This is a genomic window from Vibrio sp. ECSMB14106 (assembly GCF_000972265.1).
Taxonomy (GTDB): Bacteria; Pseudomonadota; Gammaproteobacteria; order Enterobacterales; family Vibrionaceae; genus Vibrio; species Vibrio kanaloae.
On the sequence record NZ_LAUM01000001.1, the window covers coordinates 228,258 to 246,888 of the forward strand.

Genomic DNA, 18,631 nt, shown 5'->3' on the forward strand with positions numbered 1-18,631 from the left:
TTAGTCCTCCGCTAGCGGTTTAAAGCGACGAAGCTCGGTTAGACGGTAGCCAGTATAGTTACCTAGTAGCAAGATGGTTGCTAGAATAACAAGCTGTAGACCAATAAAGTTAAACGTTAAGTGCTGAATGAATGGGTTCGTCATGCCTAAATAAACAAGAATAGCGGTAAACAGAGAACCACCACCTTGTAACACGACTTCTTTCGCGCCTTCTTCTTCCCATAGAATAGACATACGTTCGATAGTCCAAGATAGGATGATCATTGGGAAGAACGTAATGGATAGACCTTCTGTCAGACCGACCTTAAATGCGACCACGGTAAACACGGAGATGATCATGATTACTGTAATGATGACGGCGGATATCCTAGCTACCAGGAGTAAGTTGAGTTTTGATAAGTAACTTCGTATCACCAGGCCGGTACCGACAATTAATAGGAAACCGACAATACCCGTTATTAATTGTGTTTGAACAAACGCCACGGCAATCAGAACTGGCATGAACGTACCAGATGTTTTCAAACCGATGATCACGCGTAGGAACACAACAATCAGTGCACCGATAGGAATAAGCATGATGGTTTTGAACATCGCTTGCTCTTCTAGCGGCAGGCTGTGAATCGATAGGTTCAATAATCGATCAGCTGAAACCTTGTTGTTGGTTGCTTCAGTTGGAGATACTTCCTGAGCAATCATAGAGAAATGAACTTTACTGTTCTGACCACCAACAACATCTAGCAGAGAAACGTTGGATTCATCCCAGATAAGTAGGTTTGGTTGAACTTGTCGTTGACTCGACTCTGGAGAGAACAAAATCCACTGGTCATTGTCCCAGATTTGGATCATGTGTTGGATTGATTGTCGACGACGTCCATCTTCCAATTCAATAACACCGACTACTTTGTTGTGAATTTTGGCTGTCGAAAGTAGCTTGTGTGTCGCTTCAACTTTCGTCATGTTATTCAGAATTAGCGCAGAGTTTTGACTATCAGGATCGTTAAGCGTTTTAATCAACTCACGAGTAAAGGTTAGGTTGTCTGCGGAACGCTTTGTTGCTCTATCTATCAGAGCAAGAGATGCCGCTTCTTCTGGACCGTCGAAGCTTGGTTGCGTTATTTCACCTTCTGGTGGTGCATCGTTTACTTTAGCTTGGTTGTCGACTAGAAATTGTGTTTTGTAGTAGATGGTTTGAGGACCATCTGCATAACGAATAGACCACTCTGCACGGCGACCTGACTCTGTATTCAAGTAGGAGATACCGTAGCCTGGTGATGAAGCTGATTCACCGATAAGTGTGTAATTAGACTGAGTGTGAGGAGCGGCTAATGAAACCTTTGCTTCTTTACCTATTGCATTGAATTCGATACGAGCTTCAATGTCCCATACTTGTCTAGTTTCTCCTGGAGTCCAAGGTACACCGTAGGTTGTATGCCTAAACATACTTAGCGTTATACCTGCCACAATGAGCAGGAAAATAGAGATATAAAATGGAATTCTTGACGTCATAGCTTGCCCTACTATTGTTATTTAGCTTCCGTTTGTACGTACGTTTTGCTTACATCCACTAGCGCGATGTCTTTGATAAATTCGCGCCCTAGTAATACAGGGTGACTCATTTGAGAGCGATCCGCCAATGTAAATTGCGCTTTTTCATGGATTTTTCCAACTTTCACCCATAATTCAATCACCGCTCTTCGCTCTGTCTGATCATTTGTTGATTGTCGGATTTTCACATAACGTATAACAGGTGCTTCGATCCATTTTTGTTCTTTTTCTGCTTGGTCGTCTAGGTGGAATTTAACCCAGTTCTTACCGTTACGTTCGAATTCTTTAATATCGACGGCATTTAAAGAGGAGGTGGTTGCGCCGGTATCAACACGAGCGTCAAAGCTTTGTTTTATCGAGTCGATAGATACCTTTTCGATTCCGCCTAAGATGGTAGGTTGTAACGTCGGGGTGACAGGGTCAGCGACAACGACTTCAGGTTCTTCTTCCTCTTGCTCTTCAATAACCTTGTGTTCAATACGAGTTAGATGAGCATTTAGTTGACTAGAAAGAGTCGTAATTTCATCTTCTAGGCTTTCAATATAGTCGCTTTGGTTACTCATTTGTAGTTCAAGATTCTGAACTTTATTTGCGATGTTTGCCTCTGAGTGGGAAATTGCGTCGAGCGTTTCTTGGTGGTAGGTCGCACCGTTAGTGAGGGTGCAGCCAGAGAGCAAACCAACCGCCACAATTGGCGATAATCGCTTAAACATAAAAAAACCTTTGGGAATTAGAGAATAGTTCATACTATTTAGCAGTTTATCCTACCGGAAAGGATGCGTGAAGCATCCTAATGTTAGAGTCTGGTCATATTGAATCGCAATGTGAGCGCTACGCCAATTATCGCAATCTTAAATAGCTTACTTATTAAATAGGCGTCAATTTTGGGGCTCTTTGGTCAAAGTGTACTGCGAAAAAATGATGGGTTTACAAGCAAAAATAACCCCTCATTTTTTCCTCAGTAGCTATTATTTTGTGGGCTGAGAATCTATGGCTTTGTTGCTACCAAAATCGCACGCCTTGGTGCAGGGTGGCCTTCAACCGTTTTACTCGGATCGTTCGGATCTAGGTAATCTGGCAGAGAGTTGTGTGTCATCCATTCCGTTGTGCGTTGTTCACCTATAGTGGTGACATTTTCGTCAACGATACGAACGTCTTCAAAGCCAACCTGTTCAAGCCAACGTTTCAGTGCGCGAGCTGAAGGGAAGAAGTAGACGTTTCTCATCTGCGCGTAACGGTCAACAGGAACTAGGACTGCATTTTCATCGCCTTCAATCACTAAGGTTTCAAGCACTAACTCACCGCCAGATACCAATTGGTCTTTCAGTTGAATTAAGTGATCAAGCGGTGAACGTCGGTGGTATAGCACGCCCATGCTAAATACTGTGTCGTAGGCTTCCAATTTTGGGAGTTGCTCTATGCCTAGAGGTAAAAGGTGAGCACGTTGGTCATCGCCCATTAACTTACGAATCGCTTCAAACTGAACCAAGAAAAGGTGAGAAGGGTCGATACCCACCGTTAGGCGAGCGCCTTCGCCAAGCATGCGCCACATGTGGTAACCATTGCCACAACCTACATCGAGCACCGAGCGGTTTTTTAGTGGGGTGATATGTGGAAGCACGCGATCCCATTTCCAGTCACTGCGCCATTCCGTATCGATATGAATGTCGTGAACCGTGTAAGGGCCTTTTCTCCAAGGGTGGAAAGTCTTCAGTAAGCTTTCTAACTTTTTAAGCTCACCGGTGTGGAACGGTGTTGAGCTGACAATGGTCACTGAGTTTTTCAGATCAATTTGGTCAGGCACACCTTGTGGAATCTTGTTTAGTGCACGTAACCAACGGTCGAAGTCACCGTGCTCTGCATTTTGCCAATCGGTCAGTTGCTGTGGCAGGACGTTTAACCACGGCTGAAGGCGAGTATCTTGGGCGATAAGTTGATAAAAATTAGCAAAATTAAACATGGGTAATATAAACCGTTGTGGAATTCATAATGTGTGTGACGCTGAGCATCACAACACAGGAAATTAGTGGTTAAAGTCCGAATGAATCGTCTCTAACTGATTATGTTTGTGTTTTATTTGATAGCGAACATCGAACCAAAGTTGAAACACTGGAACCAAACTTCGCAACTAGAAAAACCGATTTTTTGAAAACGTTCTTTATGAACCTTGACCGAGTCAGGCCGCATCACGTTTTCAATTGCGCTGCGTTTCTGGCTTACCTCTAGCTCGCTGTAACCGTTAGCACGTTTGAAATCATGATGCAGGTCGATAAGCAGCTCGTTTGAGCTTTCATCTTCGAATACGTATTTTTCTGACAGAATTAAGATGCCACCTGGGCGTAAGCCTGCGTGAATTTTTTCAAGCAAAGCGTATCGGTCGTCTGGAGACAAGAATTGCAGCGTAAAGTTAAGTACCACAACAGAAGCATCTTTGATTTCTACTTCACGAATATCAGCTTCGATTACTTCTACCGGCGTGTCACTGCGGTAAGCGTTAACGTGTAATTTACAGCGCTCAACCATGGCTTCTGAGTTATCGATAGCGAAAATCGTGCAGCCTTCTTGCTGAATGTGTCTGCGCATTGAAAGCGTAGCCGCGCCAAGAGAGCAACCTAGGTCATATATATTTGAATGCGGTTTTACGAAGCGCTCAGCTAACATGCCGATCGCAGAGATGATATTGCTGTAGCCAGGCACCGAGCGTTGAATCATATCCGGAAATACTTCAGCAACCCTTGCATCAAAGGTGAAGTCTCCAATTTTATCAATAGGAGCGGAAAAGATATTGTCTGTGTTGCTCATGGCATTTTCTCTCGACAGTCAGCGTAATTGGTCCGAAATTCGTACCAAATAAAAGGGGGCGTATTTTACGTAAAAAAAAGACTGCTGTCACGAAAACTGAGATTAGTCCTGATGTTTGGCTCTATACAAGAGAGTGGGATTAAAACATTGATATTTGGTGATTGCCTTTCTGAGCTGGAAACTGAGCCAGATCGGGCAATAATAATGAAGTATTTTCAGATACTTGCTTTTGCAATCGCTGATATATATCAATTGCAAGCTCAGGCGCGTGGTTGTTGTCTGGCGTGTGGATCATCAAATACGGTTGTTTGCCTTCACTAAGCCAGTTTGGAATTTTGTTAAACCATGGCTTAAAAAACTCGATGTTAGGCTCTTGATCAGGGTGGCCAATGAAGCGAATCATTGGGTTGTTGGCGGTTGCAATTGCATGAACGGGTACGCGTGGCTTCTTCTGATGTGCATCGATCACAGCCTCTGTGGTTGGCGGCGCGGAAAATACGGGGCGGCTATCCATAATGATGCGATTGATACCTTCTTCAACCAGCCATTGGTTGAAGCGTTTTTCGGCATCACCTTTGTCAAAGAACCCCAAGTGACGGACTTCAACACCAAGCTGCATGTCTTTTGGAAATAACGTACAAAACTTTTGTAGCACTGGGAGCATGCTAGGTTCAAAGCTATGTGGTAGCTGAATCGTCCATTGACCAATGCGATCATGGAGTGGTGACATGGTCGTTAAGAACTCTTTGAGTTCGGCTTGGCAATGCCTGAGTTGCTGCTGGTGGGTTATGAATTTAGGTAGTTTGAAAGTGAACCTGAAATCATCGTGACTCGCGGCTTTCCAGTTATGAACGGTAGACATACTCGGCGTAGCGTAAAAGGTCGTGTTGCCTTCAACGGTATGAAAAACTTGGGTGTATTTTTCTAGACGTTCTGCAGGCTTTGTCCCCTTGCCATAGAACTGACTTTGCCACTCAGAATGAGACCACATTGTTAAGCCAAGTCTTAGAGGTAAAGTTTCCATTGTTATTACACCGTTAGTTATCACGCTATTTGTCATCGCGTCATTAGCCATTACAAAAAATTTTTAGTTGAAGTGCAAATCTACTGTACGAGACTTTTGCCGATTACGGTACTTTCGAGATATAATTATGCCAATTTTTTTGGTTTTGATGAATCTTTGCGCACTTGATGGGCTAAAAAGCAGTAAAGCCAGATAAAACATAATAAATTCGAATGTGGAAGGTCGATTTTAAGCGAGTTTCCGCGTATAAATGATTCCTCGCTTCGTTAGGTGAAAAGCTCTGTAGGGCTATTTTGACACCTACAGCTTGGAAATTAGTAAATTATTAAGAGATTGGGAAATTCATTATGCGTACCCATTACTGTGGTAACCTGAACAAGTCCCTGGCGGGACAAACTGTAGAATTGTGCGGCTGGGTAAACCGTCGCCGTGATTTAGGCGGTCTTATCTTTATTGATATGCGTGATCGTGAAGGCATCGTTCAGGTTGTTGTCGATCCAGATATGAAAGATATCTTCCCGATCGCTAACCAACTGCGTAATGAATTCTGTATCAAATTTACTGGTGAAGTGCGTGTTCGTCCTGACAGCCAAGTAAATAAAGACATGGCTACTGGTGAAGTAGAGCTTTACGCGACGGGGCTAGAGATCATCAACCGCTCAGAAGCGCTTCCACTCGACTTCAACCAAACGAACTCTGAAGAGCAGCGTCTTAAGTACCGTTACATCGATCTTCGTCGTCCAGAAATGAGCGACCGTATCAAGCTTCGTGCACGTGCTTCTAGCTTCGTTCGTCGTTTCCTTGATGAGAACCTGTTCCTAGACATCGAAACTCCAGTACTAACTAAAGCGACACCAGAAGGTGCTCGTGACTACCTAGTACCAAGCCGTGTTCACAAAGGTAGCTTCTACGCACTTCCTCAATCTCCTCAGCTGTTCAAGCAACTGCTGATGATGTCTGGTTTCGACCGTTACTACCAAATCGTTAAATGTTTCCGTGATGAAGATTTACGTGCTGACCGTCAGCCTGAATTTACTCAAATCGATATCGAAACATCGTTCATGACTTCTCAAGAAGTACGTAACGTGACTGAGAAGCTTGTTCACGATATGTGGAAAGAACTTCTAGATGTTGAACTAGGTCAATTCCCAGTAATGCCTTTCTCTGAAGCGATTCGTCGTTTCGGTTCTGATAAGCCAGATCTACGTAACCCACTAGAGCTAGTTGACGTTGCTGACTTGGTTAAAGACGTTGAGTTCAAAGTATTCTCTGGCCCAGCTAACGACGAAAAAGGTCGCGTAGCGGTTATCCGTGTACCAGGTGGCGCTAAGCTAACTCGTAAGCAAATCGACGGTTACGCTGAACACGTAAACATCTACGGGGCGAAAGGCCTAGCTTGGATGAAGGTTAACGACCGAGCTGCAGGCATGGAAGGTATTCAATCTCCAGTTGCTAAGTTCCTAAGCGAAGACGTAATCAACGGTATTCTCGATCGCACTCAAGCTGAATCTGGCGATATCATTCTGTTCGGCGCAGACAAAGCGGGTATCGTTGCTGAAGCAATGGGCGCACTTCGTCTTAAACTAGGTACTGATCTAGAGCTAACAGACACATCTGCATGGGCTCCACTGTGGGTTGTTGACTTCCCAATGTTCGAAGAAGACGGCGAAGGTAACCTACACGCAATGCACCACCCATTCACATCACCACTAGGTGTGAACGCGGAAGAGCTTAAAGCGAACCCAGCAGCAGCAAACTCTGATGCATACGACATGGTAATCAACGGCTACGAAGTAGGCGGCGGTTCTGTACGTATTCACAACGCAGAAATGCAAACAGCGGTATTCGGTATCCTAGGTATCGAAGCACAAGAGCAGCAAGAGAAGTTCGGCTTCCTACTAGATGCTCTTCAATACGGTACTCCACCACACGCTGGTCTAGCATTCGGTCTTGACCGTCTAGCAATGCTACTTTGTGGTACAGAGAACATCCGTGACGTTATCGCATTCCCGAAAACAACCGCTGCAGCATGTCTACTAACAGACGCGCCAAGCCTAGCGAACCCAGCATCATTGGAAGAGCTAGCAATCGCTGTTAAAGTGGCACAAAAAGAAGAGTCAGCCGAATAAGCTAAGTACTCTATCTTTTAAGTGAATAGAAATGCCCGTAATTTGACGGGCATTTTTTTTTGCGTTCGATATACTAAGCTCATAAAGCATGTATAAATAATCAGTATTTGAAGTTATGTCTATTATCTTAGGGATTGACCCTGGCTCACGCATTACCGGTTACGGTGTTATTCGTCAAAATGGCCGCCACCTATATTACTTAGGGAGTGGTTGCATTCGCACCTCTGAAAAAGAGTTACCGGGTCGACTAAAGAAAATTTATGCGGGTGTAAGTGAAATCATCACTCAATTCCAGCCGGATGTGTTTGCGATAGAGCAGGTCTTCATGGCGAAGAATGCGGATTCGGCGCTTAAACTTGGTCAAGCTCGTGGTAGCGCAATAGTAGCGGCTGTAAATGCGGATTTGCCTGTTCATGAATACGCGGCTCGTTTAATTAAGCAAGCGGTGACCGGTAATGGCGGCGCGGACAAGTCTATGGTTCAGAACATGGTAATGAGCATGCTTAAGCTACCTGCCAAGCCACAGGCCGATGCAGCCGATGCTCTGGGTGTAGCAATCACTCACGCGAACACCAATAAAACCTTAGTTGCACTTGCTGGTAAAGCAACTGGAGCAAAAAAAGGGCGTTACCGTTAACCTAGATCTTAGTGCTTTCTTAAAAGCTTGAATAATGCGGCTTCACAAGCCAAGCAAGTGTAAATAAATCACTCTAATAAACATAAAGAACTGGATAAGCATCCAGTTCTTTTATATTCTGTCCCTCAAATTATGTTCCACCAAGAGAGTGAATTGTGATCGGACGTCTACGCGGTATATTAATAGAAAAACAGCCACCAGAGTTATTAATCGAAGTGAGTGGCGTTGGCTATGAAGTTCAAATGCCAATGAGCTGTTTTTATGAATTACCAAACGTGGGCGAAGAGGCAATTATCTACACTCACTTTGTTGTACGTGAAGATGCACAACTGCTTTATGGTTTCAACACTATTAAAGAGCGAGCGCTGTTCCGCGAAGTTATCAAAGCGAACGGTGTTGGCCCTAAGCTAGGCCTTGGTATCCTTTCAGGTATGACGGCTAGCCAGTTTATTCAAAGTGTTGAACGCGAAGATATTTCTACGTTGGTAAAATTGCCGGGTGTTGGTAAGAAGACGGCAGAGCGACTTGTTGTTGAAATGAAAGACCGTTTGAAAGGGTGGGGCGTCGGTGATTTGTTCACGCCTGCGACGGATGCAGCACCTATTGATTCTGTGCCGACGGTTCATGATGCTGAAGAAGAAGCGGTAAGTGCACTACTTGCATTAGGTTATAAACCAACTCAAGCTTCTAAGGTTGTTTCTCAAGTGGCTAAAGAAGGCATGACGAGTGAACAGTTGATTCGCGAAGCATTGAAGTCGATGGTTTAAATAGATCTTACTTTTTTGCAGGGTTTTATATGCTGCAGGTAAGCCTCCACTATACTGGTGTTCAGCCGTTTCACGTTCAACGTCGTGGACAACAAAACATCGAGTTAGAAATTAGATATAACAGAGTTAGAACTCTCAAATTGGAATCCCTATGATTGAAGCAGATCGCCTCATTGCTCCTGATAATCCGGTCTTTAAAGATGAAGATGTTATTGACCGCGCAATACGACCAAAAGCATTAGCCGATTATCAAGGTCAGGATCACGTTCGTGGCCAGATGGAGATTTTCATCAAAGCGGCACAATTACGTAGCGAGGCGCTCGATCATCTGTTGATATTTGGTCCTCCAGGCTTGGGTAAAACCACATTGGCTAACATTGTTGCCAATGAAATGGATGTGAACATACGGACTACTTCAGGGCCTGTGCTAGAAAAAGCGGGTGACTTAGCGGCATTACTGACAAACCTTGAAGAGAATGATGTGCTGTTCATTGATGAGATTCATCGACTAAGCCCTGTGGTCGAAGAGGTTCTGTATCCAGCAATGGAAGATTACCAACTGGACATTATGATTGGTGAAGGCCCTGCGGCGCGTTCTATCAAGATCGATCTCCCTCCTTTTACTTTGATCGGCGCAACCACTCGTGCTGGTTCGTTGACCTCTCCATTACGTGATCGTTTTGGTATCACTCAACGTCTTGAGTACTATAAAGTTGAAGATCTACAAAATATTGTCCAGAGAAGTGCAGATTGTCTCGGTCTTTCGATGGAATCAGAAGGCGCGTTAGAAGTTGCTCGCCGTGCGCGTGGTACACCTCGTATTGCTAACCGTTTGCTGCGTCGTGTACGTGATTATGCAGAGGTCAAAGGGGATGGTCATATTTGTCCTGAGGTTGCTGATAAAGCGCTTAACATGCTGGATGTCGATGCGAAAGGTTTCGATTACATGGATAGAAAGCTTCTACTCGCAATTATGGAGAAGTTTGGTGGTGGTCCGGTTGGTATCGACAATATGGCAGCCGCAATTGGTGAAGAGAGAGACACCATTGAAGATGTGCTAGAACCATATTTAATTCAACAAGGTTATCTACAAAGAACTCCACGAGGTCGAATTGCTACCGACAGAGCCTATTTGCACTTCGGAATAGATAAACCTTCTAATCGTTAAATTATTTATTTATAAAAATCCCAGTTGCATAAGCGCTGGGATTTTTTTTGTTTTTAGTGAATAACAATTTTTTAGTTAATAGGTAAAAAGGCTGAGTAGTGGGTGTTAAAAGTGGAAACTTTGATTTCAAGTTTGATTTGGTTAACAAAAAATGAAATAAGTTGTCATATATTTTGTTAATACTTTATGGGTAGTTGTAGTTCATATGTTGAAGTGGTGATGAGCTTTTGTCACAGATATCATGCACTGTTATTAAGACAAGCTAAATTGGTGTGATTTTAATCATAACTGTTCAAAAATAACTCTAATTTGCTAGAATAAATTTGATACAAATCAACGCAGGGTTCTCCCATAAACCTTTTGAAACATACTGATTTTACCAGTAATATTAGCGCCAGCTATATTAGCTCATGCTTAACAATAATCTAACTATAACGGTACGTTTTTGCTACAAATTTCAATTTGTAATAACAATTGCATAAATTGTTTTAACATGGATTTTTGAGGTGAATAATCACAAAAGTGTCATTCAGCCGACACAAAGGAGTTACCATGATTGATGTTGTTGATCTGTCGCGATTGCAGTTTGCATTTACAGCGATGTATCACTTCCTATTTGTTCCACTGACTTTAGGGATGGCGTTTCTACTTGCCATTATGGAGTCAGTTTATGTAATGACTGGCAAGCAAATTTACAAGGATATGACTAAGTTCTGGGGTAAATTGTTTGGTATTAACTTTGCTCTTGGTGTAGCGACAGGCTTAACCATGGAGTTCCAGTTTGGTACTAACTGGTCATACTATTCTCACTATGTTGGCGACATCTTTGGTGCTCCGTTGGCTATTGAAGCGCTTGTTGCATTCTTCCTAGAGTCTACTTTTGTTGGTCTTTTCTTCTTCGGTTGGGACAGATTGTCGAAGCGTCAACACTTAGCGGTAACGTGGTTAGTCGCTCTTGGTTCTAACTTTTCTGCGCTTTGGATATTAGTAGCAAACGGCTGGATGCAAAACCCAGTGGGTGCGGAATTTAACTTTGAAACGATGCGTATGGAAATGGTGAGCTTCGCAGAAGTTGTACTAAACCCAGTAGCGCAGGTTAAATTCGTACACACAGTAGCGTCTGGTTACACAACGGGTGCTATGTTCATCCTTGGTATCAGCTCATACTACATTCTTAAAGGTCGTGATCTTGCCTTTGCACGTCGTTCTTTTGCGATTGCAGCATCATTTGGTATGGCAGCGATTTTATCAGTAATCGTACTAGGTGATGAATCTGGTTACGAGCTTGGTGAAGTTCAAAAAGTGAAGTTAGCTGCTGTTGAAGCAGAGTGGCATACGGAAGAAGCACCAGCCGCATTTACTGTTTTTGGTATTCCAAATCAAGAAACAATGAATACTGACTACGCAATTAAAATTCCTTACGTAATGGGTATTATCGCAACACGTTCTCTTGATAAGGAAGTAACGGGTCTGCGTGACTTACGTGATGACCACGTTGATCGTATCCGCACGGGTATGTATGCGTACGATTTGCTTGAAAAGCTACGTGCAGGCGACAAGTCTGAAGAAAATATGGCGGCTTTCGATGAAGTAAAAGGTGATTTAGGTTACGGCTTGCTTCTTAAGCGCTACACAGACGACGTTGTTGATGCAACAGAAGAGCAAATCCAAATGGCTGCGGATGATTCAATCCCAACGGTTTGGCCTCTATTCTGGTCATTCCGTCTAATGGTTGCTTGTGGCTTCATTATGCTGTTTGTATTCGGTGCTGCGTTTGTTCAAACATGCCGTCAGAAAATCGAACAAAAACCATGGATTCTTAGAGCTGCATTATTCTCAATTCCACTGCCTTGGATTGCGATTGAAGCTGGTTGGTTCGTTGCTGAGTTTGGTCGTCAACCGTGGGCGGTTGGTGAAATTCTACCAGTTAACGTTGCTGCATCAGCATTAACTATTGAACAGCTTTGGAGTTCTCTATTCGCAATTCTTGCACTGTACACCGTGTTCTTGATTGCAGAAGTTTACCTAATGCTGAAATTCGCGCGTAAAGGTCCAAGTAGTCTAAAGACAGGCCGTTATCACTTCGAACAAAACGATAACTCTGTTGAAGACAAAGTTAGCCGTTCAGTCGAAGTATAAGTGAGGGAATATTATGTTTGATTACGAAAGCTTACGACTTATTTGGTGGGTACTGATCGGTGTTCTACTGGTTGGTTTCGCCGTAACTGATGGCTTTGATATGGGTGTTGCAGCTCTTTCTCCTGTTATCGGTAAGAGTGACACAGAACGTCGTGTCATGATTAACACTATTGCACCGCACTGGGATGGTAACCAAGTTTGGTTAATCACGGCGGGTGGCGCATTGTTTGCTGCATGGCCTCTGGTTTATGCGACGTCTTTCTCCGGTTTCTATTTTGCAATGTACGCGACGTTAGCCGCGCTTTGGCTACGTCCACTTGCTCTTGATTACCGTTCTAAGATTGAAAATCCAAAATGGCGTAAAGCTTGGGACTACGCACTTTGCTGCAGTGGCACAGTGCCGCCAATCATTTTCGGTGTGGCATTTGGTAACCTACTACAAGGTGTACCATTCGACCTGAATGACTTAATGATGTCTAAGTACCATGGCACATTCTTTGCCTTGCTAAACCCTTTTGCATTGCTTTGTGGTGTGTTAGCTCTAATGTTGTTCGTTATGCAAGGGGCAACATGGCTTCAAATGAAGACAACAGAGGAATTACATAACCGTGCTCGTCGTGTAGCTCAGATTTCAGGCCTTGTTGCTATTGCTCTGTTCGTTATTGGTGGTTTCTGGGTTCAGTCTATTGAAGGTTATGTAATCACAAGCACGATTGACACCTTTGCAGATTCGAACCCATTAAACAAAGAGGTATCACTTCAAGTTGGTGCTTGGATGACAAACTTCGAAACGTATCCTGCAATGTGGGCAGCGCCAATTCTTGGTGTCGCAATGCCTCTATTAGCTGTGATTGCATCTCGCTTTGAGCGTGGTGGTTTCGCATTCTTGTTTTCGAGCCTGTCTAACGCAGGTGTTATCTTAACGGCTGGTTTTGCAATGTTCCCATTCGTTATGCCATCAAGTTTGAACCCTAATCATAGTTTGACTATGTGGGATTCAACAGCGAGTGAACTAACACTAGGTTTGATGACAATGGTTGCTGCGGTAATGGTTCCTGTGATTCTTGGCTACACAACTTGGACATACTACAAAATGTTCGGTCGTCTGGATAAGAAACACATCGAAGATAACGACGTTTCAGCTTACTAAGCTAGAAGTGAAATAACTTAGGAGAAATTTTATGTGGTATTTCGCATGGATTTTGGGTGTACTTCTAGCATGTGCATTCGGCATCATTAATGCTCTTTGGCTTGAGCATTCAGAAATGATGGACAAGGACAGTGAGTAATCTCGCAGAAAAAATCGCTAAACTGCATCAACCAATGGATAAGACTCTGTTAAGAGTTTTATCCCTGATATTGGGTTTCATGCATGTGGGTTTAGTGATGTGGGATCCTGAAGCGTATGCGACAAGTATCGGGGGTTTTAACGCGATCATTGGGCCAATGTTTATCTGGGCTGTGTGCTCAAGCATGGTTTTCGGTATCGGGTTTAAGCCAAGAGCTTGGGTTTGGCAGCTGTTGTTTAGCCCATACGTTTCACTCACCATTTTGATCTACCTAACGGTGCTACGCTTTACCTGAAAGGTAATAGTTTAGGTTCATATCAAAGCGAACTTTTATACTTGTTGGGTTTTTAGTCAAAAAGAGGTCATCTTATACAGGTGGCCTCTTTTTTCGTCTGTTAAATCAAAAATTCACGGCCATATACTATTAATGAAAATGAGTTAGGTTATAGTAATATCTTTATCGTTTTTGGGTTGTGGTATCAATTTGCAAGGACTATCTAAGCCGTTTAAGTGGCCAGTAACCGTATATTACGAAGACACCGATGCGGGTGGCGTGGTGTACCATTCTAATTATCTCAAGTTTTTTGAACGCGCTCGAACCGAGATGTTGCGCTCAATTGGTGTCTCTCAGCAAGTATTGTTAGAACAAAGCATAGGTTTTGTCGTCCGACATATGGAGATAGATTTTATTCAAGGTGCACGCCTTGATGATTCTTTACAAGTTATTACTAATATTTACGAATTGAAGCGAGCTACCTTGGTCTTCTGTCAAGAGATCGTAAATCCTGATGGCAAAGCATTGTGTAAAGCACTGGTTAAGGTAGCATGTATAGACAATCAAAAAATGAAACCCAAGGCAATGCCAACATTTATTCTTACGGAGCTAACGAATAGTGACTGCTGAAATCTCAATATTAGGCCTAATTTTAGAAGCTAGCTTTCTAGTTAAAATGGTCATGCTAATCCTAATGGGCATGTCTGTTGTTTCTTGGGCAATGATCATAAAAAGAAGTAAAGTGTTATCGCAAGCTTCTAAACAAACTGAAGTGTTTGAAGATAAATTTTGGTCTGGTGTTGACCTAGCTAAGTTGTATCAGGAAAGCAATAAGCGCAAAGATGAGCTTTCTGGCACTGAAGAGATTTTTTACGAAGGCTTCACCGAGTTTGCTCGCCTTCGCAAATCCAACGCTACTTCTCCTGACTTTATTATGGAAGGCACTGGGCGTGCAATGCGCGTTGCAGTAGCCCGTGAAGTAGACGAGCTAGAGACTAACTTACCTTTCTTAGCGACAGTCGGTTCTATCAGTCCTTATATAGGCCTATTTGGTACGGTTTGGGGCATTATGCACTCATTCATCGCATTGGGCGAAGTGAAACAAGCGACACTCGCTATGGTTGCTCCTGGTATTGCAGAAGCACTTATTGCAACGGCAATGGGTCTGTTCGCCGCAATTCCTGCAGTAATGGCGTACAACCGCTTCAGCAGCCGAGTAGGTAAGCTAGAACACAACTACGCGACTTTCTCTGAAGAGTTTCACAGTATTCTTCACCGTCAAGCGATGGCTGGCAGGGAATAATAGATGGCTGGATACCAACCTAAAAAACGCAAAATGACCGCAGAGATTAACGTTGTACCTTACATTGACGTTATGCTTGTTTTGCTGATCATTTTTATGGTGACTTCACCGTTTGTAACTCAAGGTGTCGACGTTGAGCTGCCTCAGGCTTCAACCGCTAAGTCTGCACAAGATCTGCTGGGTGACGATAACGCGAGTTTTATTATTGTTGAAGTGAACAAAGACGGTGAGCTTGGTTTAAGTGTCAATAACGAAGAAGTACAGCGTGGTTTATCATTGGAAGATATTATCGTCCGAGTGAAAGCTGAGTTGTCTTTGAAGCCAAACTCTCCAGTGGCGGTTGGTGGTGATGCCGCAACGCCTTACGCTGAAGTGGTTTTATTACTTGATGAATTAAGCCGTGCAGGTGTGCCAAAGGTTGGCCTTTTAACGGATATAAGGGAATAGCTCCGTAGCATTCATGAAAGCGAATAATAAAAAATCCAATAGTTTCAAAAAGCCGCTTCTAATTTCACTTGGGCTGCACGTTGTCTTATTCGTTGCTCTCATTTGGGGAGCGGACTTCACGATGTCTGAACCAAAACCTACGGGGCAGATGGTTCAGGCTGTCGTTATCGACCCACAATTGGTTCGTCAACAAGCTCAACAAATCCGCCAACAACGTGAAGCGGCAAGTAAGAAAGAGCAAGAACGTTTAGATAAACTGCGACGCGAAAGTGAAAGGCTAGAGAAAAATCGTAAAGCTGAAGAAGAAAACATCCGCAAGCTAAAAGAGCAACAAGCGAAGGATGCAAAAGCTGCACGAGAAGCTGAAAAACGACGTGTCGAGAATGAGAAAAAACGCAAAGCTGAACAAGCGCGTTTAGAGCAAGAGAAGAAGAAAGCTGCTAAAGCAGAAGCTGACCGTAAGCTGAAAGAAGCGGCGTTGGTGAAAGCTGAAAATGAGCGTAAAGCTAAAGAAGCAGCAATCGCAAAAGCTGAACAGGAACGCGTGGCAAAAGAAAAAGCCGCGCAAGAGGCTGCTGAAAAAGCTCGTAAAGAAAAAGAAGCCGCTGAGCGTGCTGAAAAGCAACGCATAGCCAAAGAGAAAGAGGCAGCAGCGGCAGCAGAGAAAGCCCGTAAGGAGAAGGAAGCGGCAGCAAGAGCTGAAAAAGAGCGTAAGCAGCAAGAAGCAGCATTGAATGACATCTTTGAAGGGCTTGAAACAGAGGCGACGCAGAACTCTTCAGCAAGACAACAATTTATTAGTGATGAAGCTCAGCGTTACGGTGCTATCTATACCCAACTGATTCAGCAGAACCTTTTGCTAGAGGACAGCTATAGAGGACGATCGTGCCGAGTTAACCTTAAGCTTATTCCAACGGGCTCTAATGCTATTTTGGGGAGCTTGAGTATCTTGGATGGTGACAGTCGTTTGTGCGCAGCAACGAAGCGTGCGGTGGCACAAGTGCAATCGTACCCATTGCCTAAAGACCCAGACATTGTGACATCACTGAAAGATATTAACTTAACTGTATCACCAGAGTAGAAGGACGAACTTGTGTTAAAAAAACTATTACTGAGTTGTGTTTTTGTAATAGCGACAAGCAGCCAGTTTGCACATGCGGCGCTGGAGCTGGTTATTACAGACGGTATTAACTCTGCACGACCTATCGCTATTGTCCCTTTTCGTTGGGAAGGAACTGAACCGTTGCCACATGACGTATCAGCAGTTATTGCTTCTGACTTACAGCGCAGTGGTAAATTTAGCCCCGTTCCGACAAGCAAAATGCCTCAAACGCCTTACAGTGAAACTGAGGTGAATTTTGATGCTTGGACCAATCTAGGTGTTGATTCATTGCTGACGGGTAGTATCACTAAAAATGTCGAAGGGCAGTATGTGGTGAACTATCAATTGGTCGACATTGTTCGTGGTCAATTGACTAAAGGACAAAGCCGAGCGTTAAGTGATGAAGGTCAATTGGTGCTTTCGAAAGACCATGTGCTGTTTAATAAAAAGGCAACGGTCTCCGGTAAACGCTTGAGAGAGTATGCACACCGTATTTCTGATTTAGTTTATGAAGAGTTAACTGGTGAAAGAGGCGCGTTCTTAACACGTGTTTCTTATGTGGTAGTGAACGATAAAGATAAGTACCCATATCAGCTTCGTGTGGCGGATTATGACGGCTTTAATGAGCGTTTGGTACTTCGATCTAAACAGCCTCTTATGTCGCCATCATGGTCACCAGATGGCAAAAAGCTGGCTTATGTGAGTTTCCAAAATGGCCAAGCTGAAATATTCATTATGAATATTTATACAGGTGAGCGTGAGAAGGTGACTTCATATCCTCGTCATAATGGTGCGCCAAGATTCTCGCCAGATGGTAAGACATTAGCATTGGTATTGTCGAAAACAGGCAGCCTTCAGGTGTACACACTTGACCTTGCTAGCCGTAAGCTGACTCAAGTTACCCGAGGCCGTTCGAATAATACTGAACCATTCTGGCATCCAGATGGCAAGTCTCTTATTTTCACATCGGATCGTGGTGGTAAACCACAGATTTATAATGTAAATTTGTCAAATAATTCGACATCTCGTATTACTTGGCAAGGTAGCCAAAACTTAGGTGGTCAGATCACTCCTGATGGACGATTCCTAATCATGGTAAATCGAAGCAACTCAGGCTTTAACTTGGCTAAACAGGATTTGGAAACTGGTGCGGTTCAGATACTAACAAAAACATTGTTAGATGAATCACCAAGTATTGCACCGAATGGAGGTATGGTTATCTATAGCTCTATTTACAACAAGACAAATGTACTCTCGATGGTTTCTATTGATGGGCGTTTTAAAGCGAGATTACCGGCAACCAACGGACGTGTAAGAGCACCTGCATGGTCACCGTTTCTCTAGCTAAAGTGATACATTCTATTAGCTATTGATAGTGTTAACTATTGTGGCATTTAACTATCTATAGCACTTAGTCGCTGTAGAAACTAAGTTTGATAACGTAAGGAAAATAAGATGCAACTTAATAAAGTTCTTAAAGGCTTGATGATTGCACTACCAGTAATGGCAGTGACGGCATGTAGTTCAACGGATGAAGCGACATCTGCAACATCTGGTACTGAAAGCAACCAAACAACTTCAGGTTCAGAAAGCAACGTAGATACAACGGTTGTAACGCCAATTGACGCTAACGGTCAACTGTCTGAGCAAGAGCTTAAAGAGCAAGCGCTACGTGAAACTCAAACAATCTACTTCGCATTCGATAACTCAACTATCGCTAGCGACTACGAAGCAATACTAGCAGCTCACGCAGCTTACCTGAGTAAGAACGTTGACATGAACGTTACTATCGAAGGTCACGCTGATGAGCGTGGTACTCCTGAGTACAACATCGCACTTGGCGAGCGTCGTGCACAAGCTGTAGCGAAATACCTACAAGCGCTAGGTGTTCAAGCAGACCAAATTTCTATCGTAAGCTACGGTGAAGAGAAGCCACTTCTTCTAGGTCAATCTGAAGATGTGTACGCTAAAAACCGTCGCGCAGTACTAGTTTACTAATTTTAGT

Annotated in this window: 19 protein-coding genes; 14 read left to right on the plus strand and 5 right to left on the minus strand. The window is 43.5% G+C overall.

The window, feature by feature from the left end:
- From WR49_RS00945 to WR49_RS00965, 5 genes are all read right to left on the minus strand, one after another.
- Positions 1-1,506 carry an inactive transglutaminase family protein gene (locus tag WR49_RS00945; RefSeq protein WP_017055054.1) on the minus strand — a complete coding sequence of 502 codons (1,506 nt, stop codon included), beginning with the start codon at positions 1,504-1,506 and terminating at the stop codon, positions 1-3.
- Positions 1,507-1,523: 17 nt separating this feature from the next.
- Positions 1,524-2,258, minus strand: coding sequence for an ATP-dependent zinc protease family protein (locus WR49_RS00950; RefSeq protein WP_046222757.1), 735 nt, complete (start codon positions 2,256-2,258; stop codon positions 1,524-1,526).
- Between the two features lie 275 nt (positions 2,259-2,533).
- Entirely contained in the window at positions 2,534-3,505 is a 972-nt protein-coding gene (gene cmoB / locus WR49_RS00955) for a tRNA 5-methoxyuridine(34)/uridine 5-oxyacetic acid(34) synthase CmoB (RefSeq protein WP_046222758.1), read from the minus strand.
- Between the two features lie 113 nt (positions 3,506-3,618).
- On the minus strand, positions 3,619-4,347 hold the full coding sequence (cmoA, locus tag WR49_RS00960) for a carboxy-S-adenosyl-L-methionine synthase CmoA (RefSeq protein ID WP_046222759.1): 729 nt from the start codon (positions 4,345-4,347) through the stop codon (positions 3,619-3,621).
- A gap of 139 nt (positions 4,348-4,486) precedes the next feature.
- Positions 4,487-5,371 (minus strand): DUF72 domain-containing protein, encoded by an 885-nt coding sequence (locus WR49_RS00965; RefSeq protein WP_046222760.1) that lies wholly within the window; start codon positions 5,369-5,371, stop codon positions 4,487-4,489.
- 347 nt (positions 5,372-5,718) lie between these two features.
- Here WR49_RS00965 and aspS point away from each other — a divergent pair, with 347 nt between their 5' ends.
- From aspS to pal, 14 genes are all read left to right on the plus strand, one after another.
- Positions 5,719-7,500 carry an aspartate--tRNA ligase gene (gene aspS / locus WR49_RS00970; RefSeq protein ID WP_017055059.1) on the plus strand — a complete coding sequence of 594 codons (1,782 nt, stop codon included), beginning with the start codon at positions 5,719-5,721 and terminating at the stop codon, positions 7,498-7,500.
- A 115-nt stretch (positions 7,501-7,615) separates the two neighbouring features.
- Positions 7,616-8,137 carry a crossover junction endodeoxyribonuclease RuvC gene (gene ruvC, locus WR49_RS00975; RefSeq protein WP_046222761.1) on the plus strand — a complete coding sequence of 174 codons (522 nt, stop codon included), beginning with the start codon at positions 7,616-7,618 and terminating at the stop codon, positions 8,135-8,137.
- A 155-nt stretch (positions 8,138-8,292) separates the two neighbouring features.
- Positions 8,293-8,904, plus strand: a complete 612-nt coding sequence (gene ruvA, locus WR49_RS00980) for a Holliday junction branch migration protein RuvA (protein ID WP_017055061.1) — start codon at positions 8,293-8,295, stop codon at positions 8,902-8,904.
- Between the two features lie 151 nt (positions 8,905-9,055).
- Positions 9,056-10,072 carry a Holliday junction branch migration DNA helicase RuvB gene (gene ruvB, locus WR49_RS00985; RefSeq protein WP_017055062.1) on the plus strand — a complete coding sequence of 339 codons (1,017 nt, stop codon included), beginning with the start codon at positions 9,056-9,058 and terminating at the stop codon, positions 10,070-10,072.
- A 552-nt stretch (positions 10,073-10,624) separates the two neighbouring features.
- Entirely contained in the window at positions 10,625-12,211 is a 1,587-nt protein-coding gene (cydA, locus tag WR49_RS00990; protein WP_017055063.1) for a cytochrome ubiquinol oxidase subunit I, read from the plus strand.
- A 13-nt stretch (positions 12,212-12,224) separates the two neighbouring features.
- The gene (gene cydB, locus WR49_RS00995) at positions 12,225-13,361 is read left to right on the plus strand and encodes a cytochrome d ubiquinol oxidase subunit II (RefSeq protein WP_017055064.1); all 1,137 of its coding nucleotides are present in this window, start codon (positions 12,225-12,227) and stop codon (positions 13,359-13,361) included.
- Between the two features lie 31 nt (positions 13,362-13,392).
- A complete protein-coding gene (gene cydX / locus WR49_RS20860) occupies positions 13,393-13,500 on the plus strand; it encodes a cytochrome bd-I oxidase subunit CydX (protein WP_000270284.1) in 108 nt (35 codons plus the stop codon).
- Complete coding sequence (gene ybgE, locus WR49_RS01005) at positions 13,493-13,795, plus strand: cyd operon protein YbgE (protein WP_046222762.1); 303 nt, start codon at positions 13,493-13,495, stop codon at positions 13,793-13,795. Before cydX ends, ybgE begins: the two co-directional genes overlap by 8 nt.
- 171 nt (positions 13,796-13,966) lie before the next feature.
- On the plus strand, positions 13,967-14,404 hold the full coding sequence (ybgC, locus tag WR49_RS01010; protein WP_017055066.1) for a tol-pal system-associated acyl-CoA thioesterase: 438 nt from the start codon (positions 13,967-13,969) through the stop codon (positions 14,402-14,404).
- Complete coding sequence (gene tolQ / locus WR49_RS01015; RefSeq protein ID WP_017055067.1) at positions 14,394-15,077, plus strand: protein TolQ; 684 nt, start codon at positions 14,394-14,396, stop codon at positions 15,075-15,077. Before ybgC ends, tolQ begins: the two co-directional genes overlap by 11 nt.
- Positions 15,078-15,080: 3 nt before the next feature.
- Entirely contained in the window at positions 15,081-15,524 is a 444-nt protein-coding gene (tolR, locus tag WR49_RS01020) for a protein TolR (protein WP_017055068.1), read from the plus strand.
- Positions 15,525-15,537: 13 nt separating this feature from the next.
- Positions 15,538-16,605, plus strand: a complete 1,068-nt coding sequence (gene tolA, locus WR49_RS01025; RefSeq protein WP_046222763.1) for a cell envelope integrity protein TolA — start codon at positions 15,538-15,540, stop codon at positions 16,603-16,605.
- A 12-nt stretch (positions 16,606-16,617) separates the two neighbouring features.
- A complete protein-coding gene (gene tolB, locus WR49_RS01030) occupies positions 16,618-17,970 on the plus strand; it encodes a Tol-Pal system beta propeller repeat protein TolB (RefSeq protein ID WP_046222764.1) in 1,353 nt (450 codons plus the stop codon).
- A gap of 111 nt (positions 17,971-18,081) precedes the next feature.
- On the plus strand, positions 18,082-18,624 hold the full coding sequence (gene pal / locus WR49_RS01035) for a peptidoglycan-associated lipoprotein Pal (RefSeq protein ID WP_017055071.1): 543 nt from the start codon (positions 18,082-18,084) through the stop codon (positions 18,622-18,624).
- The last annotated feature ends 7 nt before the right edge of the window (positions 18,625-18,631 follow it).

Excerpts from the sequence above, each read along its gene's own strand:
- WR49_RS00945 (WP_017055054.1), bottom strand. The coding sequence starts at position 1,506 with ATGACGTCAAGAATTCCATTTTATATCTCTATTTTCCTGCTCATTGTG.
- WR49_RS00950 (WP_046222757.1), bottom strand. The coding sequence starts at position 2,258 with ATGTTTAAGCGATTATCGCCAATTGTGGCGGTTGGTTTGCTCTCTGGC.
- cmoB (WP_046222758.1), bottom strand. The coding sequence starts at position 3,505 with ATGTTTAATTTTGCTAATTTTTATCAACTTATCGCCCAAGATACTCGC.
- cmoA (WP_046222759.1), bottom strand. The coding sequence starts at position 4,347 with ATGAGCAACACAGACAATATCTTTTCCGCTCCTATTGATAAAATTGGA.
- WR49_RS00965 (WP_046222760.1), bottom strand. The coding sequence starts at position 5,371 with ATGGAAACTTTACCTCTAAGACTTGGCTTAACAATGTGGTCTCATTCT.
- aspS (WP_017055059.1), top strand. The coding sequence starts at position 5,719 with ATGCGTACCCATTACTGTGGTAACCTGAACAAGTCCCTGGCGGGACAA.
- ruvC (WP_046222761.1), top strand. The coding sequence starts at position 7,616 with ATGTCTATTATCTTAGGGATTGACCCTGGCTCACGCATTACCGGTTAC.
- ruvB (WP_017055062.1), top strand. The coding sequence starts at position 9,056 with ATGATTGAAGCAGATCGCCTCATTGCTCCTGATAATCCGGTCTTTAAA.
- cydA (WP_017055063.1), top strand. The coding sequence starts at position 10,625 with ATGATTGATGTTGTTGATCTGTCGCGATTGCAGTTTGCATTTACAGCG.
- cydB (WP_017055064.1), top strand. The coding sequence starts at position 12,225 with ATGTTTGATTACGAAAGCTTACGACTTATTTGGTGGGTACTGATCGGT.
- cydX (WP_000270284.1), top strand. The coding sequence starts at position 13,393 with ATGTGGTATTTCGCATGGATTTTGGGTGTACTTCTAGCATGTGCATTC.
- tolR (WP_017055068.1), top strand. The coding sequence starts at position 15,081 with ATGGCTGGATACCAACCTAAAAAACGCAAAATGACCGCAGAGATTAAC.
- tolA (WP_046222763.1), top strand. The coding sequence starts at position 15,538 with ATGAAAGCGAATAATAAAAAATCCAATAGTTTCAAAAAGCCGCTTCTA.
- pal (WP_017055071.1), top strand. The coding sequence starts at position 18,082 with ATGCAACTTAATAAAGTTCTTAAAGGCTTGATGATTGCACTACCAGTA.